The 26,449-nt window shown below is 42.2% G+C and carries 20 protein-coding genes; 5 read left to right on the top strand and 15 right to left on the bottom strand.

Annotated elements, in window-relative coordinates; genetic code table 11:
* Positions 1 to 559: 559 nt before the first annotated feature.
* The 5 genes from LPH68_RS02040 to LPH68_RS02020 form a co-directional block, all read right to left on the bottom strand.
* Positions 560 to 1,549, bottom strand: coding sequence for a hypothetical protein (locus tag LPH68_RS02040; RefSeq protein WP_120144354.1), 990 nt, complete (start codon positions 1,547 to 1,549; stop codon positions 560 to 562).
* A gap of 12 nt (positions 1,550 to 1,561) precedes the next feature.
* Positions 1,562 to 2,476, bottom strand: coding sequence for a hypothetical protein (locus LPH68_RS02035; protein WP_151921614.1), 915 nt, complete (start codon positions 2,474 to 2,476; stop codon positions 1,562 to 1,564).
* A gap of 63 nt (positions 2,477 to 2,539) precedes the next feature.
* The gene (locus tag LPH68_RS02030) at positions 2,540 to 2,896 is read right to left on the bottom strand and encodes a hypothetical protein (RefSeq protein WP_032845447.1); all 357 of its coding nucleotides are present in this window, start codon (positions 2,894 to 2,896) and stop codon (positions 2,540 to 2,542) included.
* Between the two features lie 408 nt (positions 2,897 to 3,304).
* Positions 3,305 to 4,486 (bottom strand): acyltransferase, encoded by a 1,182-nt coding sequence (locus LPH68_RS02025; RefSeq protein ID WP_087323674.1) that lies wholly within the window; start codon positions 4,484 to 4,486, stop codon positions 3,305 to 3,307.
* A 65-nt stretch (positions 4,487 to 4,551) separates the two neighbouring features.
* Positions 4,552 to 5,127, bottom strand: coding sequence for a Crp/Fnr family transcriptional regulator (locus LPH68_RS02020; protein WP_225474010.1), 576 nt, complete (start codon positions 5,125 to 5,127; stop codon positions 4,552 to 4,554).
* 263 nt (positions 5,128 to 5,390) lie between these two features.
* Here LPH68_RS02020 and LPH68_RS02015 point away from each other — a divergent pair, with 263 nt between their 5' ends.
* A complete protein-coding gene (locus tag LPH68_RS02015) occupies positions 5,391 to 5,624 on the top strand; it encodes a PspC domain-containing protein (protein ID WP_004316218.1) in 234 nt (77 codons plus the stop codon).
* Positions 5,625 to 5,716: 92 nt separating this feature from the next.
* Here LPH68_RS02015 and LPH68_RS02010 read toward each other — a convergent pair whose 3' ends face one another.
* Positions 5,717 to 7,582 carry a DNA polymerase III subunit gamma/tau gene (locus LPH68_RS02010; protein ID WP_008026087.1) on the bottom strand — a complete coding sequence of 622 codons (1,866 nt, stop codon included), beginning with the start codon at positions 7,580 to 7,582 and terminating at the stop codon, positions 5,717 to 5,719.
* 233 nt (positions 7,583 to 7,815) lie between these two features.
* Here LPH68_RS02010 and LPH68_RS02005 point away from each other — a divergent pair, with 233 nt between their 5' ends.
* Both LPH68_RS02005 and LPH68_RS02000 read left to right on the top strand, forming a co-directional pair.
* Positions 7,816 to 8,112 (top strand): septum formation initiator family protein, encoded by a 297-nt coding sequence (locus LPH68_RS02005; RefSeq protein WP_004316220.1) that lies wholly within the window; start codon positions 7,816 to 7,818, stop codon positions 8,110 to 8,112.
* 3 nt (positions 8,113 to 8,115) lie between these two features.
* Positions 8,116 to 8,457, top strand: coding sequence for a hypothetical protein (locus LPH68_RS02000; protein WP_120144005.1), 342 nt, complete (start codon positions 8,116 to 8,118; stop codon positions 8,455 to 8,457).
* Positions 8,458 to 8,571: 114 nt separating this feature from the next.
* Here LPH68_RS02000 and LPH68_RS01995 read toward each other — a convergent pair whose 3' ends face one another.
* Positions 8,572 to 9,174, bottom strand: coding sequence for an OmpH family outer membrane protein (locus tag LPH68_RS01995; RefSeq protein ID WP_032812121.1), 603 nt, complete (start codon positions 9,172 to 9,174; stop codon positions 8,572 to 8,574).
* Between the two features lie 27 nt (positions 9,175 to 9,201).
* Positions 9,202 to 9,435, bottom strand: coding sequence for a hypothetical protein (locus LPH68_RS01990; protein WP_008026083.1), 234 nt, complete (start codon positions 9,433 to 9,435; stop codon positions 9,202 to 9,204).
* Between the two features lie 134 nt (positions 9,436 to 9,569).
* On the opposite strand from LPH68_RS01990, the gene LPH68_RS01985 reads away from it, so the two are divergent.
* On the top strand, positions 9,570 to 11,030 hold the full coding sequence (locus LPH68_RS01985) for an aminoacyl-histidine dipeptidase (protein WP_008645824.1): 1,461 nt from the start codon (positions 9,570 to 9,572) through the stop codon (positions 11,028 to 11,030).
* Positions 11,011 to 12,228 carry an endonuclease gene (locus LPH68_RS01980; RefSeq protein WP_151921612.1) on the top strand — a complete coding sequence of 406 codons (1,218 nt, stop codon included), beginning with the start codon at positions 11,011 to 11,013 and terminating at the stop codon, positions 12,226 to 12,228. The genes LPH68_RS01985 and LPH68_RS01980 overlap by 20 nt, the downstream gene beginning before the upstream one ends.
* A gap of 78 nt (positions 12,229 to 12,306) precedes the next feature.
* Here the strand turns inward: LPH68_RS01980 and LPH68_RS01975 are convergent, their stop codons facing one another.
* From LPH68_RS01975 to LPH68_RS01945, 7 genes are all read right to left on the bottom strand, one after another.
* Positions 12,307 to 13,917: an ATP-binding protein gene (locus LPH68_RS01975; protein ID WP_004316226.1), complete on the bottom strand. Its 1,611-nt coding sequence runs from the start codon at positions 13,915 to 13,917 to the stop codon at positions 12,307 to 12,309.
* A 96-nt stretch (positions 13,918 to 14,013) separates the two neighbouring features.
* The gene (locus LPH68_RS01970; RefSeq protein WP_008017581.1) at positions 14,014 to 15,189 is read right to left on the bottom strand and encodes a mechanosensitive ion channel family protein; all 1,176 of its coding nucleotides are present in this window, start codon (positions 15,187 to 15,189) and stop codon (positions 14,014 to 14,016) included.
* A 140-nt stretch (positions 15,190 to 15,329) separates the two neighbouring features.
* A complete protein-coding gene (locus tag LPH68_RS01965) occupies positions 15,330 to 17,147 on the bottom strand; it encodes an alpha-L-fucosidase (RefSeq protein WP_134985311.1) in 1,818 nt (605 codons plus the stop codon).
* Between the two features lie 144 nt (positions 17,148 to 17,291).
* Complete coding sequence (locus LPH68_RS01960; protein WP_192923102.1) at positions 17,292 to 20,381, bottom strand: glycoside hydrolase family 2 TIM barrel-domain containing protein; 3,090 nt, start codon at positions 20,379 to 20,381, stop codon at positions 17,292 to 17,294.
* A 69-nt stretch (positions 20,382 to 20,450) separates the two neighbouring features.
* Positions 20,451 to 22,775, bottom strand: a complete 2,325-nt coding sequence (locus LPH68_RS01955) for a glycoside hydrolase family 20 protein (protein WP_151923470.1) — start codon at positions 22,773 to 22,775, stop codon at positions 20,451 to 20,453.
* A gap of 18 nt (positions 22,776 to 22,793) precedes the next feature.
* Positions 22,794 to 24,377 carry a sulfatase gene (locus tag LPH68_RS01950; RefSeq protein WP_151923469.1) on the bottom strand — a complete coding sequence of 528 codons (1,584 nt, stop codon included), beginning with the start codon at positions 24,375 to 24,377 and terminating at the stop codon, positions 22,794 to 22,796.
* A 203-nt stretch (positions 24,378 to 24,580) separates the two neighbouring features.
* On the bottom strand, positions 24,581 to 26,425 hold the full coding sequence (locus LPH68_RS01945; RefSeq protein ID WP_151923468.1) for a DUF5006 domain-containing protein: 1,845 nt from the start codon (positions 26,423 to 26,425) through the stop codon (positions 24,581 to 24,583).
* Positions 26,426 to 26,449: the final 24 nt, after the last annotated feature.

Genomic DNA, 26,449 nt, shown 5'->3' with positions numbered 1-26,449 from the left:
AAAGTGAGTAAAAAGGGATAATTATTAACTTGGAAATAAAGAGATAAAGAATTTACCACCAAATTTGACGAAGAACCGTTTTTTCAACTTTATGGTAGGAGGATTACGCATCAAAATTAGGGTCACAACCGTAAGTCATAAAACAAATTCACCTCTGTGTTCTCCGTGTCCTCTGTGGTGAAAAGAATCAAAACCGTGTAAGAATGAATCTATTTTAGATTTTCATCGATCAGACTTAACCGATTGAGAAATAAACTTTTAGCGAATTATTTGAGAAGTGGCGGTAACGAGTTAGCAACCGTGCGATTTTCAGAGATTTACGTTACTATGCTGGCAAATAACTCTTTCATTTGCATATATAATAGCTTTTCCCGAAAATACAAACTATCGGCGACAATTTTATAAAAGCAGCTGGCAAAAAAAGAGAAAGATATATAGCCAATGCTAACCAATTATTCTGTTTGATATTAATCAAAAAATGGTAAAACAGACAAACATTATCTGTTTGAAATAGAGATGCAATAACCTGTAAATAATGTAAATATAAATATGTTTGTATTCAACTAGTAATTTTATTATCTGACGCCCATCGGAGTTTTATTGTTTTCTTTATTATATTTCCTTGCTCATCATATTCTGAAATTTCAACTGTTATGGTGCCATTGTAGTCAGAATTATAAATATGCTTAACTTTTTTGTTTCCTTCATAATAGATACTGTCGGTTGAGTAACCTGTACTTCTTAAAGTATGATTAACATTTACCTTCAGTCCTCTTTCTTCATACTCTGTTTCTTTATTGATTAAAGTCATGTCATTGTCAAACTCTTCCTTAATTTTCTTTTTTCCATCAATGTATTCCTTCATCACTCTATTAATTACACCGTTTAAGGTAATCCGAGTGATTAAGGTATCATTAACAGTTTGTTTCAATGAACACTCGATGTTTTGTTTGTAATCGGAAGAAGGGACAAGATTAACAGCTTCCTTATAATCTGTATCATTAAATTTATAGGTTTCTTCTCTTTCCCCGGTGTTCAAGTCATGATAGATTTTTTTCGTATTATTTCCATTATTATCATAGTAGTAGTATTCCTCATATCTTGAGTCAGAAAAGGGTTCATCTCCTAATATTATAATATCTTTTTTATACTTAGGTTTATTCTTATCATGATAGAGAGAAAAAGAATAACTAAATGTGTCCTTATTATTTTCCAATACAAGTTCTTCTATGGTATTTTCAGTGTATCTCATTGTTTTTAGCAATGATTCCGACAAGGGTTCCTTTACAGTATAGCAGGAAGAATCATTATCATAACTATATATCGTTGTAAAATTATTTACATCAGCCAAGATTTCTTTATCTTTATTGTCTCCAAAATAGAGATAGTCATATTCAGTACCCTGTGCGGTTAGAATCCTGTTGTTTTCATCATAAACATTAACATATTCAATAATATTAACAGAATTATAACCTTCCGGCTGTTTACTATTCTTGCAGCCGGACAAAAACAATGCACTTCCTAAAAAAAATAAAATGATTCTACCCATTATTATTTCAATTTAAACGTTTACTTCATTCCTGTATTTCTCAAATTCTGGTATGTCCGGCAACTCCTCTTTTTCCATGTATAGTTGTATGAAGCGTGCAAAACGCCTGGCTTCATCTATATCGCCTGGCATTAAGGAAACTCCACTTAACAGGCTGGGTGAATTGGAATTGGAAATTATTATACTTGTCACAACCCCCAACGAACCACGCCCCATGTAATAACGAATCGTGAGTTCAGCCTGACTATAAGGTATGGTTTCTTTTTTATGCAGCAGAAGTCGTCCTGGTATAGTTACAGTTCTGGAAGCACGATCAAAAACAATCCGCCGCCAAGGTTGTAGAATGGCACTTATTCCTAGTGCCAGGATAAGAAAGTACAACTCAAGAAGCAGTAATGTACTTCCATAATCTTCAGTTGCAAGTTTTGAAGGAGTTAAACCGAGATAAACCATAGCTAAAAATATAACAAGCCAGATCAGAAAAAGCAATACTCTCACCGATATGCCGTCATTATCAATAACAATCTGTTTGTCATCACACCGGCTTAAATATTCAGGCTCTACCAAAGTTTCCGAAGAATCCAACAACCATTGCGTATTTCCCGTACTTTCGCCATTTTTCAGAGGTATCCGGATGGTCAGATTCCGGGCTGCTTTAAACAGGATGTACATAAATAGATAAATCCCACCGTTAATGGCTATCAATCCAAGTATGATGTTGGAGAAGGTATTACGTATATCTAACAGCATGACGAATATAAGTAATAAGAAGAAAGATATAAATGTTCCCCACAACATGATATGGGATTTGCATATACGCCACCTTTCCTTTCTCCTTTCCTTTCTCCACTCAACCTCTCTACGCTTGACATCGGCAATGATTTCACGCCTCGATTGCTTGTTGCTCTTTTTTTTTCGTTTCTTCATGTCACCTGTTTTCCTGTCATAGTTTGTTTATATTGATAATTCGGATAACTGTAAATACTTAGTCTATCCAACATTCCCATTCATCATATCATTCCAGTTCCGCACCGCTTCTATGGCACATTGGTAGTAGCAGATACCCCACACGATTAACCAATATACCAACACGGCAGTTATCTTGAACAACCGTCTTTTCCGTATATTATTCACTTGTTTTCCGATGACGTAGAAAAAGAATAACATAATCCCCCATAATACAAATGTCTGCACTTTACATTCTATCGTTATGAATATATCGTTAGCCGCTATGTCGAAATCGGGTAAAGCAGATGTATAATAAGAAGTGATACGCCATCCCACGAGTAGAGGGATAATAGCAAACAGAGTGTTTTCAATTCTTTTATATGGTATTGTTGCTTTCATGTTTTATATATGTGGTTGTAATTCTGTATTCACGTGTATTTTTCCGAAAGTCTTTTGTTCGTCACGTATCCGGCACAGCTCCCGATGTACTTTTTTATTTGCAAATATAGAAAAATGTTATTCACAAAGGATTATGAATAGCACTTTTTTATTGTTTTCCAGCGAGATAACACGGTTATAGCTTCATCCCACCTTGCCTTTCCGTTGCTGTATGGACTGCCGTATGTTCCGCCTTAGCTTGTCGAACTGCTGCGTGGACTTGTGGCGTTCTTCGGTATGATGAAACGCTCGATATGGACCGCTATGTGTTTATTTTAAGAATGTGATTGCCCCGAATCACTCCCCCTTAATTTTCGGACTGCTCCCTTTTTTCTTTTATCCGTTTTTCATTTATGTCGCAAAACTAAACTATCCCATTATCCATTTCGCAGCCTTAGGAAGCACTTTGTAGAATAATGCAACTATACACCACGATACGATAAACACAAATAAAGCTGTCGCTGGAATACGCATGAATATAGGTAAATCAATTCTGTCAATTGCTAAATAACCTATTCCTACAGCAAAATAATGTACCATATAGATGCCCAGTCCACATTTTGTTATATTCTTTAAGGCTGATATAATTAAGGGAGACGTTACCTTTACTTTTTGAATTAATAAATACCAGGCAACCGTCATTAAAAAGACATTGGGCGAACAGTATAAAAAGAATAATTCCATTTGGCGCTCTGTAATATCAGGTTGTGAAGTCATATTCCTGAATCCATAATACGTTATGGCATAACCGACACTAAAAAGAATAAGAGATAAAACAACAGTCTTTTTCACCGACAACTTGTTTCTGTCTTTCAAATAATAGCCTAAAAGCAGATAACCGCTAAAACCTGAAAAATAATATAAAGTGCCATAGTCATTCCAAGCACAAGTACCTCCTATATAGCTGGATATATATTCTTGGCAATAAGGCAGAAATAATGTGATAAACCAAACGGATAAGAATATTTTCATTTGTTTCTCTGTTGCTTGTTTCAGCCATGCAGAAAAAAAAGGCATATACAAATATAATCCTATCAACATATATATGTACCATAAAGGAACTGTATATGTATTGAAGTTAAAAGGAATCATAAGAATATTATGCAAGCAACTATCCCAAGTTTGACTTGGAGACTCTCCTGCATACGCAAACATTTCAGACAAAACAGAATTATTCAGCCCTAAAATACCCGTAAACCACGGAAACAAGTTATATAATAAAGACCATACAATAAAAGGGACTATTACACGAAGCATCCTTTTTTTATAAAATTGTCCGATTTCCTGTTCTACCGGTAATAATAACATTCCTGTCAGCATCACAAACAACGGTACGCACGGACGCAAGAAAGCTCCATAAATACTCCCCCATAAGTTATACTCCGGATTTAAACGAGCTTCAGGAGAAACATTGAAAGGGTCTGAACAATGGATACAGATGACCATTAAAATGGCTATCACACGAATTAAATCAGCCCATACTATATGATTCACATTTTTCATTTGGTATTCAATTTTTTCAATTGCAAAGTTAGGACAATGGTATGACATTTTTTTTAAACTACTTAAAAAAGCAGAATAAAGTAATGCGAAGGAAGGGAAACGAAACAACTCTATTATTTAATCTTGTTCCTCAAATGGCACAACGTAACTTGAGAGATGCCTAAAAAAGATGCAATATAACCCAAATTTACTCTTTGGAAGAGATCCGGACGTGTTTGCAACAATTCTATATATCGTTCTTCCGCTGACTTATACAGTCTTGAAATTAAACGTTTTTCATTCATTATAAAAGCCTCTTGATGCAAAATCCTTGACCAGTTCGCTATTTCTATATTAGTCTGATACAGCTTCTCTAAATCTTTTATCGGCACGGCATATAATACCGTATTTTCCAATAACTGAACAACTTCATATTCGTACCCTTGTTGGTTCCCATAAAAATTGTTCGTCGAAAAAACGATATCTCCTTCTGTACTAAACCATGAGGTGAGTTCTTTGTCGTTAATTACACAATATGAGCGTGCTATACCTTTTTCAATGAAATAAAAGTTTTTATCATTCTGGAAAGAGGACGTTAGGATATGTTTTTTGGGCAGTTCCAATAAAGAGCTATGAGCAAACAGTTCATTTATGGAACTATTGCTCATGTTTGACTTGGCTTTAAGTGAGTTTATCGTATTACGCATCATTTGACTTTCACAACGCTTATTTACTCTTTCCTGTTTTTTTATTAAGCGGCTACAAAAATACAGAAATGCTCCTATAATAAATAAACAAGCTGCATTTTTATATATCGCCCAGATTAACATTTATGGATTGCTCCCCTTGCCTTTCCGTTGTTGTTTCATGACTGGGTATCCATACTTTTCTGCCATAATCTGCCGATTTTATTCGATTATCCCAATGATATTCTTTATATTTGTATAGTATTCGCACTAAAACAAAGTACATCATGGAAAATGAAAAGAAATTAACCCGTTCTTCCAACCGAATGATCGCAGGCGTATGCGCCGGAATAGCCGAATATTTCGGATGGGATCCTACCTTATTAAGAATAGTGTATATACTGGCTACATTCTTCACTGCTTTCGCCGGAGTAATCATATATATAATCCTGTGGATTGTCATGCCGGGAAAAAGACCTTCAGACGGATACGAAGACCGTATGAATCAACGTTTACATTAAATTAAAAGTATAGACCATATTTTCATACCAGTATCCGATATAGATAAAAGCCTTCGTTCCTGGAAGATGATAATCCGATAGAAGTAAGTACATTAGTATAGCTCCAGTCCGAACTCATCTTTCAGCTGCATCAACGCCTGATTCTTTTGAGCCATCATCTGGAATTTCTCGACACGTCCCACAGGACGTATTGTTTCCGTTGCCTCACTTACCCGCACTGTCATCACCACTTTGCTGTTTTTCAGCCTACCACGAAGATAACTCTGCAATTCAGGAATCAAAGCTGTAAAATCCTTTGCAGCAAACTCATTATCAACCACCACTTCAAAAGTCGTTGAGTTATTAAGCAATACCGGACGGAGCATCTGCATACGTTTAGTAAGAGCATCCTGTTCTTTCGGCAACTGACCGGCATATTCCTGCCAGTAATAATTCAAATCCCGGTCATTGAAAATAAAATCTTCTTCCGGTTGCTGTACTCTGGGAACATGAGTGGTAACTGTATTCTGCGTTGTCTGATCGCGCTGCGGATTCTTGATAGACACGCCCAAACTAGACATCTTCATCACCGGAATTTTCCGTTCTTCCTTGACAGTCGGGGCAACTCCCGCTCCTTGCGACGGAGCAGACGAAGCCGCACCAGAAGAAGCTGATGCTCCCGGTTGCACTGCTGCAGATGCTTGCGGATGCCGGGCAGTAGTGCCATTAACAGCCTGTGTTGTTACTGAAGACGGAGACGTATGAAGGGAAGCCTGCTGAACCTGAGTTGCAGAAGCGACCTGCGGCTGCTGAGCTGCGGCAGGCTGTGTGAATATGGGTTTTATGGTCTTCGTAGGGCCACGCCCACCACTCACGTCATCCCCCTCGGTGGTAAGCTGTGCAACCTGTATCAAGGTCAGTTCTACCAGCAAACGCTTATTTTTGCTGATGCGGTAATTCAAATCACACTCATTACAAAGCTTCATGGCCCGGTACAAGAAAGGTAACGGACATTTCTGCGCCTGTTCCTGATAGCGTTGACGTATGCTCGCTCCCACTTCCAGTAGAGGCAATGTCACCGGGTCTTTTCCAACCAACAGGTCACGGAAATGAGACGATAATCCGGTAATAAAATGACTTCCGTCAAAGCCTTTATTCAATATATCATTGAAAAGCAACAAAGCATCACTTACCTTATTTTCGAGGAAACAATCCGTCAGGCGGAAATAATATTCATAATCAAGAACGTTCAGATTATCAATCACACTCTTATAGGTGATATTTCCTCCGGTGAAACTTACAACCTGATCGAAGATAGACAAAGCATCACGCATACCACCGTCTGCCTTCATAGCTATCACGTTCAGTGCTTCCGGCTCCGCCGTGATTCCTTCTTTCGAAGCAACATACGACAGATGATTCACCGTATCTTCCACGCTTATCCGGTTAAAGTCATAAATCTGACAACGGGAAAGAATGGTAGGGAGAATCTTATGCTTCTCCGTCGTAGCCAGGATAAAGATAGCATGACGGGGAGGTTCTTCCAGCGTTTTCAGGAACGCATTGAAAGCAGATGCCGAAAGCATGTGCACCTCGTCGATGATATATACCTTATACTTACCAATCTGCGGCGGGATGCGTACTTGCTCCACCAACTGGCGAATGTCATCTACCGAGTTGTTGGAAGCAGCATCGAGTTCGTGAATATTGTATGATCGCTGTTCGTTGAAAGCTACACATGACTCACACTGATTACAAGCCTCTCCGTCGGCAGTAGGCGTCATACAATTGATGGTTTTGGCAAAGATACGCGCACAAGTGGTCTTCCCTACCCCACGTGGTCCGCAAAACAAATAAGCATGAGCCAGTTTTTGGGTAGCAATTGCATTTTTCAGCGTAGTAGTCAACGCCCGCTGTCCTACCACCGATTCGAACGTGGACGGACGGTACTTACGGGCTGAAACAATATAGTTTTCCATATCCGGGATTCTCTCTGTTTTTTTGAATTTTCGCTTACTCTGCAAAAACAGTGCAAATGAGAGCAGAGTCAAGCTAGCTTGAACTATGCCGAGTGAAGCCTGTTTTCGCTTACTCTGCAAATGTACACAAAAAAAGTGAGATGTAATAAGGGATAAAGAGAGAAGTTTTGAAGCTAAAGCGATAAGTTTTTAAGTTATTAGTTTTATCTTTGCAGATATTAAAAGGAGAAATTATGGGTAAACTAATCAGTATCTGGAGTTTCATACGCAGACGAAAGTATCTCATTACGGTCGTTGCGTTTGCTGTTATCATTGGCTTTCTGGACGAGAACAGCCTGGTTCGTCGTTTCGGATATGAACGGGAGATCAGCCAGTTGAAAGAAGAGATAGAAAAATATCGGGCAGATTACGAAGAGAACACCAAGCGTCTCAACGAAATAACGACCAATCCGGACGCCATCGAGCAGATCGCCCGTGAAAAGTATCTGATGAAGAAACCCAACGAAGATATTTACGTTTTTGAAGATTAAAGAATGAAACAATTAGTACCCGCCCTTTTCGTTGTAGGCGCTATCATGGCTCTCACCGGAGCAGCTGTATTTATCACCGGATGGATCTATGCTCCTTACATATATACTATCGGAGCCGGATTTTTCGCATTGGCACAAGTGAACACGCCCGTCAAAGGAAAAGGCAAAACACTAAAACGCCTACGCGTTCAGCAGATATTCGGAGCATTGGCGCTGATCCTGACCGGAGCCTTTATGTTTACCACCCGAGGCAATGAATGGATTGCCTGCCTCACGGTTGCTGCTATCCTCGAACTTTACACCGCTTTCCGTATTCCGCAGGAAGAAGAAAAAGAAAGGGCATAAAAAAAGCCTGTTCATAGCTTTACAGTCTTGAACAGGCAGAAATCGAAAAAAATATTGAATAACGTTCCGTCCTTTTTATCAGGAAACGGAACGTTTATTTTTTATCCTTCACTATTATTTCTTCACAGGTGAATATCTTGCATTCAACCCATCAACAATTTCTTTTGTGATATTAAAAGTGCTGTCAGCATAAAGCAGGTTATCAAAACCTGTGTTGCTGAAAATCAGGCTATATCCGTGAGTCTTATTATATTCTTTCAGGAAAGCGTTGATAGAATCGCGGAACTGCAAGCTGTTCTTGTTGTTCTCTTCCATCAAACCATTCTGAAGTTTGTTACTCAACTCTTGCAAATCTTGTTCCAACTTCACCAGACGGTTGTATTCTTGCTGCGCTCTATCTTGTGACAGGAAAGCATTGTTTTCTACTTTCTTCTGGAAATCTTGTTTTTCCTTGTTCAAAGAGGTAGCCTTCTGATTCAATGTCATGCGAACGTTCTCGCTCTTCTTTACCATCGCCTCATTCAAGTCAATACAGAAATTGTATTTGGCAAGCAGCGTATCTATTTCAACATAGGCAATTTTCATTCCTGACAGTTCGGCATTAGCCTGTGCCGGAGTACTTGTAGTTTGATTGTCAGTTTTGCCAGCACATTGTGAAAATAAAACGATAAACGCAAGAGCAGCCAAACCGTTCATGAGGTAGTTCATTCTATTCATAATTAATAAGTATTGTTTTTAATAAATTTAATTCATACTATCGTTCAAGGCTTTTTCCAACTCATCAATAGAAAAACGCGGTTTCTTTTGTGCTTCGCGATCCTGCGACTGTGCGCATCCGATTCCTTTCTGACGCAACGTTTTATTCCCGCTCACATGACCATTCGGGAATTTTCCACCCTTCGTAAAGAATACTTTCACCCCTAATAATACCAGGGAAATAGCAACTATTAACAAAGTTATCAGTATAGTCTCAACCATTTCTATTAATTTTGTGAGTGCAAAGATAGGCTTTAATGAGATATGAGTTCAGATAAGTCAATCAAATTAACCATATTTAGCAATAGAAGAAGCGAAAACAGCCCTTCTATTCCTAATTATAAAATAAAAACAGCATGGAAAAAAAAGACTTAAAGCCGGCTGGCGTATTCAAGTATTTCGAAGAAATCTGCCAAGTGCCACGCCCTTCGAAGAAGGAAGAGAAAATGATTGCCTACCTGAAGGCATTCGGAGCAAAACATAACCTGGAAACCAAGGTGGACGAAGCCGGCAACGTATTGATTAAAAAACCCGCTACTCCGGGAAAGGAAAATCTTCAAACCGTCGTATTGCAATCACATATCGACATGGTGTGCGAAAAGAACAATGACGTTCAACATGACTTCCTCACCGACCCCATCGAAACGGAAATTGACGGTGAATGGCTGAAAGCCAAAGGCACTACCCTCGGAGCCGACAACGGTATCGGTGTAGCTACCGAACTGGCTATTCTGGCTGACGACAGCATTGAACATGGTCCGTTGGAATGTCTGTTTACAGTAGACGAAGAAACGGGGCTTACCGGAGCTTTCGCCCTGCAGGAAGGCTTTATGAGCGGTGATATTCTTCTGAACCTCGATTCGGAAGATGAAGGGGAAATCTTTATCGGCTGTGCCGGAGGCATTGACTCCGTTGCAGAATTTACATATAAAGAGGTGGAAATTCCTGCCGGATATTTCTTCTTCAAAGTGGAAGTGAAAGGTTTGAAAGGTGGTCACTCCGGTGGTGATATTCATTTGGGACGGGGAAATGCCAACAAAATACTGAACCGTTTCCTTTCCCGCATGGCTGCCAGACACGATCTGTACCTCTGTGAAATCAACGGTGGTAATCTGCGCAACGCTATTCCCCGCGAGGCATACACTATCTGTGCTGTTCCCGAAGATGCCAAACATGATGTCCGCACCGAACTGAATATCTTCACCAGCGAAATGGAAGACGAATTATCCGTTGTAGAGCCCGACTTAAAGTTGGTTCTCGAATCGGAAACTCCCCGCAAGACGGCTATCGACCAGGATACCACTACCCGTTTATTAAAAGCTCTGTATGCAGCTCCTCACGGTGTATACGCCATGAGCCAGGATATTCCCGGACTGGTGGAAACTTCTACCAACCTGGCATCTGTCAAGATGAAGCCGAATCATGTCATCCGCATTGAAACTAGTCAGCGGAGCTCGATACTATCCGCACGCAACGATATGGCGAACACGGTTCGTGCTGTATTCCAACTGGCGGGAGCCAATGTTACGTTTGGCGAGGGTTATCCGGGATGGAAACCGAATCCCCACTCGGCTATCCTCGAAGTGGCTGTTGAATCTTACAAGCGTCTGTTTGGTGTAGACGCGAAAGTTAAAGCCATCCATGCAGGATTGGAATGTGGTCTGTTCCTTGATAAATATCCAACGCTGGATATGATTTCTTTCGGACCGACACTGACAGGTGTTCACTCTCCTGACGAACGAATGCTTATTCCTACCGTTGAGAAATTCTGGAAACATCTATTGGATATCTTGGCACATGTTCCTGCCAAGAAATAACAGACAGATAAGTCAACATAAAGAAGAGTATGGTAACAGTGAAAAGAGAGTAGCTGTTGCCATGCTCTTTTTTGCAATGAATTTAATAGCTGTAAGTTTCTTTGCTCCTTCTTATGCTATCGCACAAGATTCTCACGAAGGACAAGGCTATCACGACACACAAGTCCCCTCTCAACAAGAAAGAATCCCTTTCCGCGTTGTAAGTTGGAACATAGAAAACCAGTTTGATACACACCACGACAGTTTGAAGAACGATCATGAATTTCTTCCCGACGCGATGCGTCATTGGAATTATAGCAGATATAAAAAAAAGCTGGTTGACGTTGCCCGTGTAATTACGGCGATTGGCGAATGGAGTCCGCCTGCATTAGTCGGATTATGTGAAGTAGAAAATGATACAGTGCTTCGTGACCTGACCCGCCGTTCTCCTTTAAAAGAGCTTAGTTATCGTTATGTAATGACCAACTCCCCTGATTTAAGAGGAATTGACGTAGCCTTGCTTTATCAACGGGATTTATTCAAACTATTATCTTCCCGTTCCATTTCCATCCCTCCGTTGAAGCAATACCGCCCGACAAGAGATTTGCTACACGTCAGCGGACTTCTACTGACGGGAGATACCCTCGACGTATTTGTCTGCCACCTCCCCAGCCGTTCGGGTGGAGCCAAAGAATCGGAATCCTATCGCTTATATGCAGCTCACATTCTACGTATGGAAGTTGATAGCATTATGAACATTCGTTCTCTTCCGCAAGTCATTATTATGGGAGATTTCAACGATTACCCGACCAATCAATCTATTCAGAAAATATTGGAAGCTGAAGCACCTCCTGTTACTACCAATAATCTAGCCTCAACAACCGGCTCCACCAACTTCTCAACAGTTGCCCCCTCCTCATTAAAACTATATCACCTACTCGCCCGGAAAGCTAAATCAAAAGACTTCGGTTCTTACAAATATCGTGGTGAATGGGGATTACTCGATCACTTGATTGTATCAGGCACTCTATTAAATCAATCAAATCACTTTTTCACCAGCGAAGAAAAAGCAAATGTATGCCTTCTCCCCTTTTTACTGAAAGATGACGAAAAATATGGTGATAAAGAACCTTTCCGCACTTATAAGGGGATGAAGTATCAAGGCGGTGTCAGCGACCATTTACCTATTTATGCAGACTTCGAGCTGATTTTATATTAATAAAGTACCGTCTCGTTAGTTCTTTCTATAATAATGAATGAACAACAAATATATCTTGGAAAATAATTATGATATTTCTCATACGATAGAAACTTCTTCCCAGTCTTCTACTGTCCGTGTGACAGATGAGAAGTTCACTCCGATGCAAATCACTTTTCGTTTGTCTGCCAGATAAGGCTTGGCGTAGCCAGTCTTCTCTATTTGTTCCAGAGCTTCCTGTGCTGTTCCATCCATTTTGAATTCAAAGATATAGACGTAATCCTCCATCTCCAGCGTACAATCCACCCGTCCGTAGCTTTGGCGGTCCTCGCAATGGATGGCGGTGCAATATACGCCTATCAGTCGAAGCAATAGATAAAAAGTGTATTGAAAATGCTTTTCTGTTATATCTATATCTTTCAACGAGCCGTGGGAGTCATAGGGAATACTTGCCAAAAAAGAGGTGAGGGAACGGCGGAACGCATCTGTATCACCGCGTTCAAGGTCCATCACGGCATCTGTTATCCAACTCGTCACTTCTTTACTCTTCGGCTTCATATAATTGGCTGCTAATACAGACAAGAATCCCTTCCGTACTTCGTTGTTTGGGAAATCGAGCAGATAGGTTCCCATTTTTTTATTATATTCCTTGATTGTGAGGTATCCGCTTTGAAAAATCATTGGTAGGGGCTGTTCCACATCCGCTTTGTAGTCTATAAACATAGTTGGGTCGTAGAATTTTCCTGTTAGTTCATTCATCTGTTCGCGACTGTGTTGTAGCAGACGTATCAAATAAGTCGGGGTACCGGTGGCGAACCAGTAGTCACGGATTTCATTCATATCAAAGGCATTAAGTATGCTAAACGGATTATAGATGGCGGCCATGTTCGTACTAAAATGATAGCCATCGTACTGCCGTTTCAACCAGTCCTTCATTTCCTCCACCGTACATTCGTATTTAGTTGCCAATCGCGAGATGGGTTCTGCGAAGTATTTCTCCAATTCTTCCTGAGTGATTCCGCATAGTGATTCGTAGCGTTCATCCATACTAATGTCTTTTGGTTGGTTGAAGCCACTGAACACACTTACTTGCGAAAATTTCGTAACTCCCGTCAACAGTACGAATTTCAAGTATTCGTCAGCTCCTTTGAAGGTGGAATAAAAAGATTTCAGAATTTCCCTGTGATGGTCTTCAAGCAAAAGTTTCTCTCCTACATGGTTGCAGGTGTAAGTTCCGGTATCCAACACATCGAGAATTGGTTTGTCATATTCATCAATCAGTACTACCGCACGCTGCCCTGTCCGTTCATAAGCACGGCGGAGCAGTTCCTTGAAGCGGTCACCTGTGGTAGTATAGTTCAGATTTTTGCCATAGATGTCTTCCCAATTGCCTAAATACCCTTCGATAGTTGCTTCGAGCACTCCCGGTTGGGTGTATGGCCCACCGTTAAAGTCAATGCGGAAAATAGGATATTGCAACCAGTCTTTTTCAAGGTCAGCAATTGCCAGTCCGTCGAAAAGTTCTTTCCGCCCCTGAAAATAACAGGCAAGTGTACTCACCAACAGACTCTTCCCAAAACGACGGGGACGACTCAAGAAATAGATTGAACCCGTTTGCACAAGGTTGTAAACTAAGGCAGTCTTGTCTACATAAACAAAACCGTCTTCACGAAGGCGGTCAAAGCTCTGTATTCCAATAGGATATTTCATCTTTTTATCGGCTTTTTATGAATCACTAGACGAAGATACGTGAAAACAGGCATAAATACAAACGATTCCGGACATTATAAAACGAATTTTGTTATATTAATCCGAATACTGATAAACCTTCAAGTCAAACTTGGGAACCATTGCCAGCAAATGGTCGAAGATGTCCGACTGGATACGTTCGTATTCTTTCCAAACTTTGTTTCGGGAGAAGAAGTAAACTTGAATAGGTACTCCATACATCGTGGCTTCTTTCTGGCTGATAATCAAGTCCAAATCTTGATTCACCACAGGCAAGCTGCACAAATAACGCTCGATATATACACGATAAACCTGGGAATTGGTAGGTACTACACCTTCTTCAGGCTGATAATCCGCCATCAAAGGGATTTCCTTCCGATAACGGTCGAGCATTTCGGGCGTACAGAATTGGAGCGTAGTCAAATCCAGGGTTATATTCTTCATTACCCTTCGTCCTCCTGATTGCACCATTCCCCGCCAGTTCTGGAAAGGGCTGCTAACCAAGGTATAAGGGGGAACGGTAGAAATCGTATTATCGAAATTCTGAATCTTGACTGTATTCAGAGTAATCTCCTGCACTGTGCCATTGGCAGCACCGGAAGGAAGCGTTATCCAGTCGCCCGGACGAACCATATCATTGGCGGAAAGCTGGATCCCCGCCACAAATCCTAGTATGGAATCCTTGAATACCAGCATCAGTATGGCGGCCGAAGCCCCTAATCCCGCAAACAAACTGGCTGGGGACTTATTCACAATAATGGCAATGATAATGATTCCACCGACAAAGAACAGAAGCACCTGCAACACCTGAATGAATCCTTTCATCGGACGGTTCTTCATTGACTCCTTCCCGTCGTAGATATCCATTATCATCAATAGAATCCCATTAATGGCCAACAGCAAAGAAAAGATTATGTAAACGGCACAAGCTTTCTGGGAAATAAGCAATAAGTCCTTGCCACGAATAAAAGCCATTGGCAGTAAAGAATAAACCAGAAAAGCCGGAACCGTATGAATCAGGTTGTGAAACACTTTGCGCTTCATCAGCAACGTATTCCAAAGGTGCGGTTTCCGACGGGTGTACCGCTTCATTCCTCCTATAAGAATCGCCTGGCAGAGATAATTCAGACCGATAGCAATTGCTATCATCAGCACAGCAATAATAGTCTCATCAAAACGGTCGGCAACTGTCGGGTCTATTCCCCAATCTATCAGGATTTTGTTCATCCATTTTCCTAAATCTAGTACAAGCATAACTTCTGTCCTTTTTTATTAATAACAGCAAAAGCTTCATTTGGTTTAGAAAAAAAGACTGGCGTCCGATTCACTAGAAATCGGGACTGCCAGTCTTCACTGCTATTCTCTAAGCATATCTTTCAGCGATAACAATCCCATCAGGGAGTTGTTATCACTCCTATTTCATCCATTCCTACTTTCGCGGTTGTTGCGGTAGGTGTAGTAGCCTCCAACTTAATATAACGCGCCTGTACTTTCTGGCCGAAAGTGACCGTTTGCGGCAGCGGGTTGTGCATGATATTACTGAACTCACCATTGGCAGGAACTTCCTTCCAGTGCTTTCCGTCCATGCTCACAAAGAATTTATAACGGAAAGCCATCGTCGGTTTCGCTTCCGCTTTCGAAGGGGCATAAGTAAAGCTGGCTAATGTCACCGATTTGCCCAAGTCAATCGTCAACGGAGAATCAGCGACTTGTTTCCAGCCGGCACGAGGCAGATTATTCCAATCTTCACCCTGAACCACTTCCTGCAAAGGAGCTGCATAATAAGCGGCCACTTGGTTAATATGAGCAGTCAGACGACATTCGTCAATCTTCACCCGTAACTGACTGGCTTTCACGACCGGGAAACGCAGCATACGTTTATATCCGATTGTCGTACCCTTGCCTACTTCTTTCCAACCGTTATCAGTCAAAGCCTCTACAACGAAAGACTCCACTCTCTGTCCTTTTGTGATATCTTCCTGAAGCATCACTAAGTTAATTTCCGAACCCGGTTCCAAAGAATAAACGGCTTCACTGCCCGAAATGGCATTCCAGTAGTTTCTCCCTTTCTTCACCCGGTTATCGGCAAATATCTGTTCACGGTAAGCTGCAAATTCCTCCAGACGATTCACGTCCGCTTCATTAATCAAGCCTTTGCGGTCGGGCGGTATATTCAATAAAAGCACGGAGTTATATCCTACCGACTGGAAATAAATATCCGACAGATGTTTCAAGGATTTCACTTTCGCGTCTTCTTCCGCATGATAGAACCATCCCGGACGGATGGACACATCCACTTCCGAAGGATACCAGAATAATTCCGTAGCTTTCTCCAGCATTTTGCGGCTTCCTAAATCTTCCGCTTTGCTAAAGACACCCAGACGTTTGTTGTTTTCTGTCGAGCGGGCATAAATTCCCGGAGTCAGTACGGTGGCATTCCATTCCGTTTCGCGTCCCAGCCCTCTTTCATTTCCTACCCAACGGACATCGTCTCCCATAATCGCCATCACAGCTTTCGGTTGAAGGCGTTGGATGGTTTTATAGAAAGCGTCCCAGTCATACACTTGTTTTTTTCCGTTCGGACCTTCGCCATTCGCCCCGTCGAACCAGACTTCATGCACCTCACCATAATTGGAAAGTAATTCTGTCAATTGACGGACAAAAAATTCATTGTAACGGGGAGAGTCCCCATAACATTCCGCATTCCGATCCCACGGAGAAAGATAGACGCCGAACTTCATATCATATTTATCGCAGGCTTTCCGGAGTTCTTTTACGACATCCCCCTGTCCGTTCTTCCAAGGAGAAGAGGCTACGGAATGTTTGGTGGTGGCTGTTGGCCAAAGGCAGAAACCGTCGTGATGCTTGGCGGTCAGAATAACCATTTTGAAACCTGCATTTTTCAAACTCTTCACCCATTGTTCAGCATCGAGTTCTGAAGGATTAAAGAGTGCAGGGTCTTCTTTTCCGTCTCCCCATTCACGTCCGGTAAAAGTGTTGATGCCAAAATGAAGGAAAGCGGTCAGTTCCATTTGTTGCCAGGCATATTGTTGCGGAGTGGGTACCAGCCGCGCTGCCATATCGACTTTCTGTTCGAGCGTTGCATCTTGAGGAAATTCAACATGCTTCACGTAGTAGTTTTCTTTTTTCTGTGCCTGCACTCCACCGATGAGGGTAGAAGACAATAAGAGAGAGATTAGTAGTTTATTCATAGCCTATAAATTATTGCAGTTTTACAAAAATAAAATAAAGGTACGGATTTCACGATTCTCATGGAATACTTTCTTACGATATTCCATTCAATCAGTGTAACCCCCACCTTTATATATAATCTAAATAACCTATTGATTTAGTATCTATTTCACCGGATAAAGGGTAAATTCAAAACTCTGTTTCTTTAATGGAACCAAGTACTGCGGTAACACTCCGGGACCACAAGTAGCCGTTCCCACGCCTGCCTGTTCGGCATCCAGATGCACTGTCAGCAAGCCATCACGTTCCAGTTCATTGATATGGCGGGCCTTCTCTAATAATACATCCGAGAAAGGAATCATACTAAACTGGAAAGCACGATTTGATTCTACAAAGAGGCCTTCGCCGGAAGTATTTGCCAACTTCGCCCAACGTACATCGGTGCGGTTGCCCGTAGATTGCGGAGCAACATAATAATGAAACATCCGTTCCGGTGTGGTCTGATATACACCGATTTTGCCGGACTGATTGCGGTCAATGTATGTTTCATTCCCTCCACGTCCGAGGTAAGAAACCTGATCGTAGGTGTTCGCCACACGGAATGTCAGTCCCAGACGTGCCATTGATTTCACGATGGTCGTGTCGGGCTGGAAAGTAGTAAGAACTTTCAGCGCACCGTTTTTATCCAATGAATAAACAAAGTCGGCAGTTCCTATCTTTTGCGCTTTCGCATTTAGAATTTCTACCCGGGCAGTGGTCGAAGTCTTGCCCTCTTTCAGTGAAACGACCTTTTGGGTCAGATTATCCAATCCTGCATTACGCCACAGGCGTGCACCGTTCTTATCCCGGTTGTCATTATCCGTTGCCGGGCGGAAAAGGCTTAATGTCAGTGGAGTGGCTAATAATTCTTTGCCGTCCAGGTTCAATGAAGTCAGCGCCCCTGTTTGCTTGTCAACGGTGAAAATCGTTTCACCTGCTTTTTGCGGACGGTAGCCTGTGTAATTCTTATTACCGGCAAGCACAAACTGATCGTACGCCACTTCCCAATCCTTATCGATCATTGAAGATGCTTCACGACGCGTCCAACTGATATTCAGATAAGCCTCACGAATTGTATTCGGAAGTTTGACAGCGCCTAAAGCTACATCTACGGTAGCGTGCGGTGCACAATCAATCGTTTTCGTACCTTCTGCCAAAATCTTGCCATTGTCTGCCGTCACATTCCAGTTCAGTACATACTCATTCAGATTAGAGAAGTCATACCAGTTCTTGACACGGATAGTCAGATTCTTCTGATCCGCCAAAGTCGCTTTTATATTCTGGTATACTTTCTTTACCTCAAGCAAATGCGGATGCGGTTCACGATTGGCGCCTACCAAACCGTTACAGCAGAAGTTACCGAAACTCGGGATTCCTTCCGGTCCGTAATCACCGCCATACGTCCAATACCATTTACCGTTTTTATCTATTTCGCGGAATGACTGGTCCACCCAGTCCCAAACGCAGCCACCTTGTGCCATCGGATTGTTTTCAAATACATCCCAGTATTCTTTCAGTCCGCCGCAACTGTTGCCCATCGCATGAAGATATTCGCAAAGAATAAAAGGACGGTAGATGTCTTTCTTCGCAAGATATGCTTTGATGTCGTCCACACTGCGGTACATACGGCAGTAAATATCCGTATTATAGTTCAATTCGGCACGTTCGTATTGCACAGGACGAGTGTTTTCTACCGATTTCAGCCAGTCGTAGGTACGCTCGAAGTTGATTCCGTTGCCGGCTTCATTTCCCAACGACCAGATGACGATAGCGGGATGATTCTTGGAACGTTCGTACATCCGGTGGGTGCGGTCCATGTGCGCGGTCAGCCAGGTAGTGTCTTTGGCAAGAGAAGCAGCCCCATACCCCATGCCGTGGGATTCGATATTTGCCTCATCAATCATGTACAATCCGTAGCGGTCGCAAAGCTGATACCAGTAAGGGTGAGTCGGATAATGCGAGTTACGCACCATGTTGATATTGTGCAGCTTCATCAGTTTGATGTCCAGTTCCATCAGTTCTTTGCTCACGGTACGTCCCAGCTGGGAGTGTTCGTGGCGATTGGTTCCTTTCACCAATACCGGAACACCGTTGATGCAGAAACGTCCGTCCTTAATTTCCGAAGTACGGAAGCCGACTTCGCAACCCGTCAGTTCGGTGACCTTGCCTTGTTCATCCTTCAGTTCGAGTATTAATGTGTAAAGATGAGGATACTCTGCGCTCCAAGCCTTTACATCAGGTAGATTCTTTCTATCAAACGTGATAAGATTGCTCAATCCACGGGATTTTATCCGGATGGCATCCTGCAGGACAGTTTTGCCTTCGGCGTCTTTCAGGGTATAAGCAATAGAAGTGGCTCCAGGTGTAATAGAAGGTCCCTCTACGGTCACTTCAAGTCCGAAAATTCCATCTTTGTATTTCTCTTTATCTAAAGATGCATCCAGTTTGTAGTCGGCAATATACTGTTTGGGAGTGCTGTAAAGATACACATCGCGTTCGATACCACTCAAACGCCACATATCCTGACATTCCAGGTAAGCACCCGCACTCCATCGGTACACTTCCAAAGCAACCACATTTTCGCCTTCATTGAGGACATCAGTAATATCCCATTCGGCAGCTGTCTTTGATCCCTGATTGTATCCAAGCAATTTTCCATTCACCCATACATAATAGAAAGAGATGACCCCTTCACAACAAAGTACTACCCGGCGTCCTTTCCAGTCGGCAGGCACTTTGAAGGTACGGCGGTATGAGCCGACTTCATTTTCTGCATGCGGTACCAACGGCGGATTCTTTTTGAAGTTGAACATTTTATCGTCAAATTCATACGTTTCGTTGACATAGATAGCTGTGCCATAACCCTGACGTTCCCAGTTGCCGGGCACATTGATGTCCGCCCATCCTCCTGTGTAATAAGAAGGTTGGTAAAAGTCCTTCGGACGGTTATCGGGATTCTTCACCCAATGAAATTTCCACTTTCCGTTCAGACTCATATAAAAAGGAGACTGTTCATGCCCTCCCGGCTTTTCAATGTCGGAAGCGTTGGCATAAGGCCATACGTATGTGTGAGGAGCGAGTTTATTCAGTCCCACCGCATACTGGCTTTGCCATTCGGGCAACGGTTGTTGCTGCGCTAACGTGAAAATAGTGGCAGCCAGTACTGCTGATAAGATTAAAAAAGTTCGTTTCTTAAAGCTAATGTTCATAAGCATGTCATCATAATTAGTTTATATAAGATTGTTTTACTAAGCACCTAATTGCTATTTTTAACTACTTGATTACTATTCTATAATCACTTCATCAAAATAGACTCTCGCTTCCTGACCGGGGCGGACATGCTCGTCGGGACATATTCCCGCACCTTCTGCCGTCACCCGGACATAACGAGCAGATACTCCGCCCATGTCTATCGAATAGTCATTTCTGAAAGTTCCTTCCTGATAGATTTCTTCCGGAGAAAAATTCAATTCTCCTATGGCATGGTAGGTCCGATTATCATCAGAAACTTCTACGCGAATCATTCTCGGTTTGTGCGCTCCCATTCCATAATTCGTAATGCAACCAATGGCTAATTTATTCAGTTTTTCCTGACTCTGCAAATCTATTGTGAAAGAGATAGAATCATTCCGGCTCCAGTTACACCATTCAAAATCAGTATATTTCAGGCTTCCCCGCAATCCATTGACTAATAACATTTCATTCTTCTTATTGTCAAGCAAAGGTTTTGCCGTAGCTTTGTTCCATGTGAGTGGTAACTCTAAGGTTTCTCCCATTTGTTTGCCGCTCATAAAGGTAGCGGCTTTCACCATTTGCGTTTTCGTCACACAGATAGGTCCGTCGTAACGATGAGAAGACATTGCCGGATTACTTCCATTCAGTGTATAATAAATTTCCACATCCGGACGGATACATTCCAAACTCACTTCCAGATGTCCGTCCACTGGTGTCACCGTCTGTTGTATGTTATACATTGAGCGGGCATAAACAATTCCTTTTTCTGCAATATGCGAATTGTATACATCCATTCGTTTCAAAAATCCAGTCCAGTCCTTCGTTCCTGCAGCTGTCCAAGCCACTTCTGCCAAGGCAGCCAGACGAGGGAACAAAAGATAATCCACATCTTCCGGTTTATTACAGAATTCCGTCCACATACAGGCCTGTATACCCATTAGCAGTGATTCGTATTCCGGTTTCCAGTCTTTTTGTACAGGTTCGTAATCAAAAACATCTTTTAGGGTATTATTACCGAAATACGTTACCGGTTCAAACCATTGCGGTCCCTGATAGCGAATCAGGTACATGATACGCGCCGGAGTCATGATGAAACGATGTCCTTTTTCAGCAGCTTTCAGGGCAGCCGTTCCCATTCCCTGCCAACCGAGAATAATGGACTCTTCGGGAAGAAAAGAGCTGTTTGTCAATTCATCCCAGCCAATCACCTCGCGTCCTTTCTTACGCAGATAATCACTGATACGCTTCATGAAATAACCTTGCAAGTCTTCCTCATTGGCTAAATGCTGCTTTCTCATCCGTTTCTGACAAAGCGGACATTTTTCCCAGTTCGTCTTTCGCGCTTCATCTCCTCCGACATGAATATAGCGGGAAGGGAAAAGTGCCAGAATTTCGTCAAAGACATCCTGCAAGAATGTAAATACGCTATCATTTCCCGCACAGTAGATAATCTCGGAATTTCGTCCTCCCAAGCCGGGAAGTACACCTATAAAGTCTTTCACAACCGGACAAGCAAACTGGGGATAAGCAGCCAAAGCAGCGTTACTGTGTGCCGGTACATCTATTTCCGGAATGACTTCTATTTGTCTGTCGGCAGCATAAGCTACAATTTCCCGAATCTCCTCCTGTGTATAGAAACCACCTATTGGAGTAAGCTCTCCACGCTTCGGGTTACGGCGTGAGTGAAAAGGTACATCCGTACGGTCTACTCTCCACGCTCCTACTTCCGTCAAACGAGGATATTTCTTTATTTCAATCCGCCAGCCGTTATCGTCCGTCAGATGAAAATGAAGTTTGTTTATTTTCAACATCGCCATACAGTCGATGATTCGCAGTACGTTCTCTTTGGGAATAAAGCAACGTACCGGGTCCAGAAGTAATCCTCTGAAACCAAAACGGGGCTCATCCCGAACTGTCATTGCGGGAACGCTCCAAGCGATATTCTGTACCGGTTGCTCTGATTCTATGGTAGCAGGCAGGAGTTGACGGACAGATTGCAGGGCATAGAAGAAGCCCTTTGTATCCGAAGCTTTAATAAGTATCTGTTGCGGTGTAATCTCCAACAGATATGCTTCGGGTTTAAAAGAAGAATCTGTCACAAAACGGACTTGTCCTTCTTTGCTGCCGACATTCAAAGCCGGAGTTATTCCGGCAGCACGAGTAAACAAGTCGATAAAATTGCGGGCAATCGCAGCCTGCTCCTGATTTTCTACCGCAAATGCCGTTTTTGCAGAAAAGGTGAAGTTACCACTACCCGGCACAATCTGTGTCGGGCGTGGTACTATTGAAATTAAAGGGGATGTTAAGTTATCAGCCTGCAAGAACACTGTCAGTGGCGAAAGCAGTATGAGAATGATTAAGATGTATCTTTTCATGGTGTATATACGTTGGTGTTATTCCTTGTCTCTTTCCGGTGAGAAGCGGACAGGGTCATTGTATTGCTCCTGAAGTTTCAGCATTTCTTCTTTCAGTTCTTTCACTACCGGTTCGTATTCAGGTTGCCCGTAGAGGTTGTGCATTTCCGACGGGTCTGCCTGCAAGTCGTAGAGTTCCCACCAGTTGATATCATTATAGAAATGAATCAATTTATAGCGGTCTGTACGTACCCCGTAATGACGTTTCACCATGTGTTCGGCGGGATATTCGTAGAAATGATAGTAGAGAGCTTTCCGCCAGTCTTTCGGATGTTCGCCTTTCAGTAAAGGAACGAGGGATATCCCTTGGATATCAGAAGGGATTTCTGCCCCTGCCAGTTCGAGGAAGGTGGGTGCATAGTCGATGTTCTGTACCATTTCTGTGATATCACCCCTGCGGTCGAATCCTTTCGGCAGACGCATGATAAGCGGTGTACGCATGGATTCTTCGTACATGAAGCGTTTATCAAACCAACCGTGTTCGCCCATGTAGAATCCTTGGTCGGAAGTATAGACGACAAGTGTGTTATCCAGCAATCCTTTCTCTTTCAGGTAGTCGAGTACACGACCAACATTGTCGTCCAGTGATTTTACGGTCTTCATATAGTCACGCATGTAACGCTGGAATTTCCAATTGGCAAGTTCCTTGCCTTGCAGGTTCTGCCTGTAGAAATCATCTATAACCGGTGTGTAGAATTTGTCCCATGCAGCACGTTGACCTTCGTCCATACGTCCGATATACTTCTCATATAAGGATTTCAGACGGGTGTTTTTATCAGGACGAAGCATTTTGAGGTCATAAATCATGTCCATGTCCTTCACAATGCTCATCTCTTGCGCGGCAGCGGCGGGACGTCCTTCATAATCGTCAAAGAAATTATCCGGTAGCGGGAAGGTTTTATCTTCGTACAAAGCCAGATTGCAAGTATCCGCCAACCAGTTACGGTGAATTGCCTTGTGGTGAATCAAAAGACAGAAAGGTTTTTCCGGATTGCGTTTGTTTTCTATCCAGTCAATGGCGTCATCGGTAATAAGATTCGTGATGTATCCATGTTTTTGAATAGTGTCATTGTTTTGTGTGATGAAATCCGGGTTGTAGTAGTCTCCTTGTCCGGGAACAATCTGCCAGTAATCAAAGCCGGAAGGCAAGCTTTCAAGATGCCATTTACCCACCAATGCTGTCTGATAACCGATTTTCTGCAACAGTTTCGGAAAAGTTTGTTGCGAACTGTCGAATACGCAAGTGGTATTATCATAGAATTTATTGGCACAACTATGTTTGCCCGTTATCATGCAGGCACGGCTGGGGCCGCTTAAAGAATTGGCAACAAAGCTTTGAGTAAAACGTACACCGTCAGCAGCAATGCGGTCGAGGTTGGGGGTTTCCATGTAGCGTGTGTCGTAACAGCTCATCATTTGAGCTGTGTGGTCGTCTGTCATAATGTAGACGATATTCAAAGGGAGTTGCTCCGCAGGCCTTTGCTTGTTTGAGCAGGAAGCAAGGGAAGTTACGGCAGCTATTCCTGCTAAAGGAAAGAATAAGTTTGATTGCAGTTTTTCCATAAATACTAATTTGTATAAGATTGTGGCAGCAAAGATAGAGGACAGCCATCTATTTGGACTTCCACAAATTACCATTTAATTTCCAATATTCTCCATTTCCGTGTGATTGGCTAATAAATAGCCGGAAGTATATCGCCTTCTAACGATAGCTTCCGGCATAAAATTCATTTCACACTATTGAAAGCTAATTGAAAGAGATAGCATTAATAAAATAACTGATTAGCCCAGACTTTTTCAGCGTCAGTCTGTACATAATTCTTATTTGTATAGATACGAATCCAATCAATTTCCATTCGAGGCGTATTATCATCCGTTTCACAATTGGCAATACTTTTCAGTACATTATCCCAACCTTCAGGCGCTTTACCAGCAGCCCGTTCCGAGCTTTCAGCCAATCTCATAAAGAAGTAGAGACCAGCACTTCCACCGGCAGCAGTAGCAGGATCAGGATTAGCAGTAGCAGGAGTCCCAGCCTTGTCGAATGGCCACCTGTCAGGAGATTGTGTACGATTAACGGTCAGATTGGTTGCTCCATTAATACCTAAATTGATTATATTTTCATCCACAAGTTCCACCCAATATATATTCCATTCATTCGCTTGAGGTATTGCTACACTCTTTGAACCTATCTCATTATCAACAGTTACAGCCTGAGTAATTACAGAACCTTGAGTGTTCTTGAGAATATCGATCTCATCTTTCGCGTTCGGAAGGGAATTTTTCTGATTTTTAAGTCCGATTGTCGGAACAAAACCGGTCCGTATTCCTCTCAAACGCGCCTTCACTTCAATTCTCATACCAGGGAAGAACCGAGTATGTTGTGGGGCAAAAATACCACCAAATTTAGAACATTGCAATGCAGCGACACCGTAATCCTTGGTAGCTGTCATGGCACCAGTCCCCTGAACATTTTTATCCACCCACATATTTAAAATACCTTCATTGGTTATATTTGTACATTTTGCATTATTCACAGCTTGTATTTTCTGTGACGGTGCATCATTAATATCAGAAAAGGCCCAAGAAATACGATGTCCGAAAGCATTAGGGGTATTATTTCCGCCACTAAAACTATTATTAATATAATGAAACTCTATCGCATTGCATAATACCCAATCTTTATCTTTCAAAGCCGAAGTGGGATGAGCGCTATTCTTATTCATAGCTATTTTATCTCCCGTAAACCAACTTTCAATTGCAGTTTTATTTTTATCAGACATAAACGGCCTATCCGGGAATTCATACACCTTCGTTATATCAAACAGATTAGGATCTCCCATAGATTCCAAATCAGTCATAGTTATAGTCAGAGTAGAATTTATCATCGGATTCGCAGGCGAATCACTCTCCAGATTCAATACCAGTTGCAAATCCCCTGTCATTTCAAAATCCTGTTTAATAGTCACAGCATCACTTTTTGCTGAAGTTCTTCCTGCAGGAATTGTTAATGTAGACGGTAAATTTTCATACTTATCTCCTTCCCCTTCTTTCGGAGTAATTTTCATATTAAGAGGTACGGAACTTGGTTTTTCAATCTTTGCAACTAATACAAACTTACCACCTTCCATTACTACATTCTCCGCATTGTTCTCCAATGATGCCATTATCCGATAATAATCGGAAACCTTGATAACCTGACTGGAGCCTTCCATTTTATAACCACGGGCAAAAGCCGTAAAGTTTATAGCAGTACTACCCGTCAGTCCGGATGCCTTTACCGGGAAATCCACCTGAATCTGTTTCTCTCCCTTCGGAAAAGTAACGATTCCATTGAACTGTTCGAATACATTCGAAGCATCTTCCGCTCCGGCTTTCGCCGTAAAGTAAATATCAAAATCTTCATTTGCTACAACCTCCTTGCCATCAGCATCCGGTTCCACATTAATATTCACTTTCAAGTGTTCGCCCATCGCAAATGCGTTGTCATTGATGCTCATCGTTAATGGCACGATTTCCGGCAGAGGGCGGTATTTCGTTTCTTCCTCACACCCGGTCAACCCCATGGTCAACAAGCAAATCGGAAATATTTTATATAATATGTTCTTCATATCTTTATCTATCTAATTATCATA

Source organism: Bacteroides sp. 1_1_30 (assembly GCF_020982715.1).
Classification (GTDB): Bacteria; Bacteroidota; Bacteroidia; order Bacteroidales; family Bacteroidaceae; genus Bacteroides; species Bacteroides xylanisolvens.
This window is presented reverse-complemented; position numbering and strand designations above follow the sequence as displayed.

What these genes read in the sequence shown, in the direction of transcription:
- LPH68_RS02040 (WP_120144354.1), bottom strand. Translation starts at nt 1,549, where the DNA reads ATGGGTAGAATCATTTTATTTTTTTTAGGAAGTGCATTGTTTTTGTCC.
- LPH68_RS02035 (WP_151921614.1), bottom strand. Translation starts at nt 2,476, where the DNA reads ATGAAGAAACGAAAAAAAAAGAGCAACAAGCAATCGAGGCGTGAAATC.
- LPH68_RS02030 (WP_032845447.1), bottom strand. Translation starts at nt 2,896, where the DNA reads ATGAAAGCAACAATACCATATAAAAGAATTGAAAACACTCTGTTTGCT.
- LPH68_RS02025 (WP_087323674.1), bottom strand. Translation starts at nt 4,486, where the DNA reads ATGTCATACCATTGTCCTAACTTTGCAATTGAAAAAATTGAATACCAA.
- LPH68_RS02020 (WP_225474010.1), bottom strand. Translation starts at nt 5,127, where the DNA reads ATGATGCGTAATACGATAAACTCACTTAAAGCCAAGTCAAACATGAGC.
- LPH68_RS02015 (WP_004316218.1), top strand. Translation starts at nt 5,391, where the DNA reads ATGGAAAATGAAAAGAAATTAACCCGTTCTTCCAACCGAATGATCGCA.
- LPH68_RS02010 (WP_008026087.1), bottom strand. Translation starts at nt 7,582, where the DNA reads ATGGAAAACTATATTGTTTCAGCCCGTAAGTACCGTCCGTCCACGTTC.
- LPH68_RS02005 (WP_004316220.1), top strand. Translation starts at nt 7,816, where the DNA reads ATGGGTAAACTAATCAGTATCTGGAGTTTCATACGCAGACGAAAGTAT.
- LPH68_RS02000 (WP_120144005.1), top strand. Translation starts at nt 8,116, where the DNA reads ATGAAACAATTAGTACCCGCCCTTTTCGTTGTAGGCGCTATCATGGCT.
- LPH68_RS01995 (WP_032812121.1), bottom strand. Translation starts at nt 9,174, where the DNA reads ATGAATAGAATGAACTACCTCATGAACGGTTTGGCTGCTCTTGCGTTT.
- LPH68_RS01990 (WP_008026083.1), bottom strand. Translation starts at nt 9,435, where the DNA reads ATGGTTGAGACTATACTGATAACTTTGTTAATAGTTGCTATTTCCCTG.
- LPH68_RS01985 (WP_008645824.1), top strand. Translation starts at nt 9,570, where the DNA reads ATGGAAAAAAAAGACTTAAAGCCGGCTGGCGTATTCAAGTATTTCGAA.
- LPH68_RS01980 (WP_151921612.1), top strand. Translation starts at nt 11,011, where the DNA reads ATGTTCCTGCCAAGAAATAACAGACAGATAAGTCAACATAAAGAAGAG.
- LPH68_RS01975 (WP_004316226.1), bottom strand. Translation starts at nt 13,917, where the DNA reads ATGAAATATCCTATTGGAATACAGAGCTTTGACCGCCTTCGTGAAGAC.
- LPH68_RS01970 (WP_008017581.1), bottom strand. Translation starts at nt 15,189, where the DNA reads ATGCTTGTACTAGATTTAGGAAAATGGATGAACAAAATCCTGATAGAT.
- LPH68_RS01965 (WP_134985311.1), bottom strand. Translation starts at nt 17,147, where the DNA reads ATGAATAAACTACTAATCTCTCTCTTATTGTCTTCTACCCTCATCGGT.
- LPH68_RS01960 (WP_192923102.1), bottom strand. Translation starts at nt 20,381, where the DNA reads ATGCTTATGAACATTAGCTTTAAGAAACGAACTTTTTTAATCTTATCA.
- LPH68_RS01955 (WP_151923470.1), bottom strand. Translation starts at nt 22,775, where the DNA reads ATGAAAAGATACATCTTAATCATTCTCATACTGCTTTCGCCACTGACA.
- LPH68_RS01950 (WP_151923469.1), bottom strand. Translation starts at nt 24,377, where the DNA reads ATGGAAAAACTGCAATCAAACTTATTCTTTCCTTTAGCAGGAATAGCT.
- LPH68_RS01945 (WP_151923468.1), bottom strand. Translation starts at nt 26,425, where the DNA reads ATGAAGAACATATTATATAAAATATTTCCGATTTGCTTGTTGACCATG.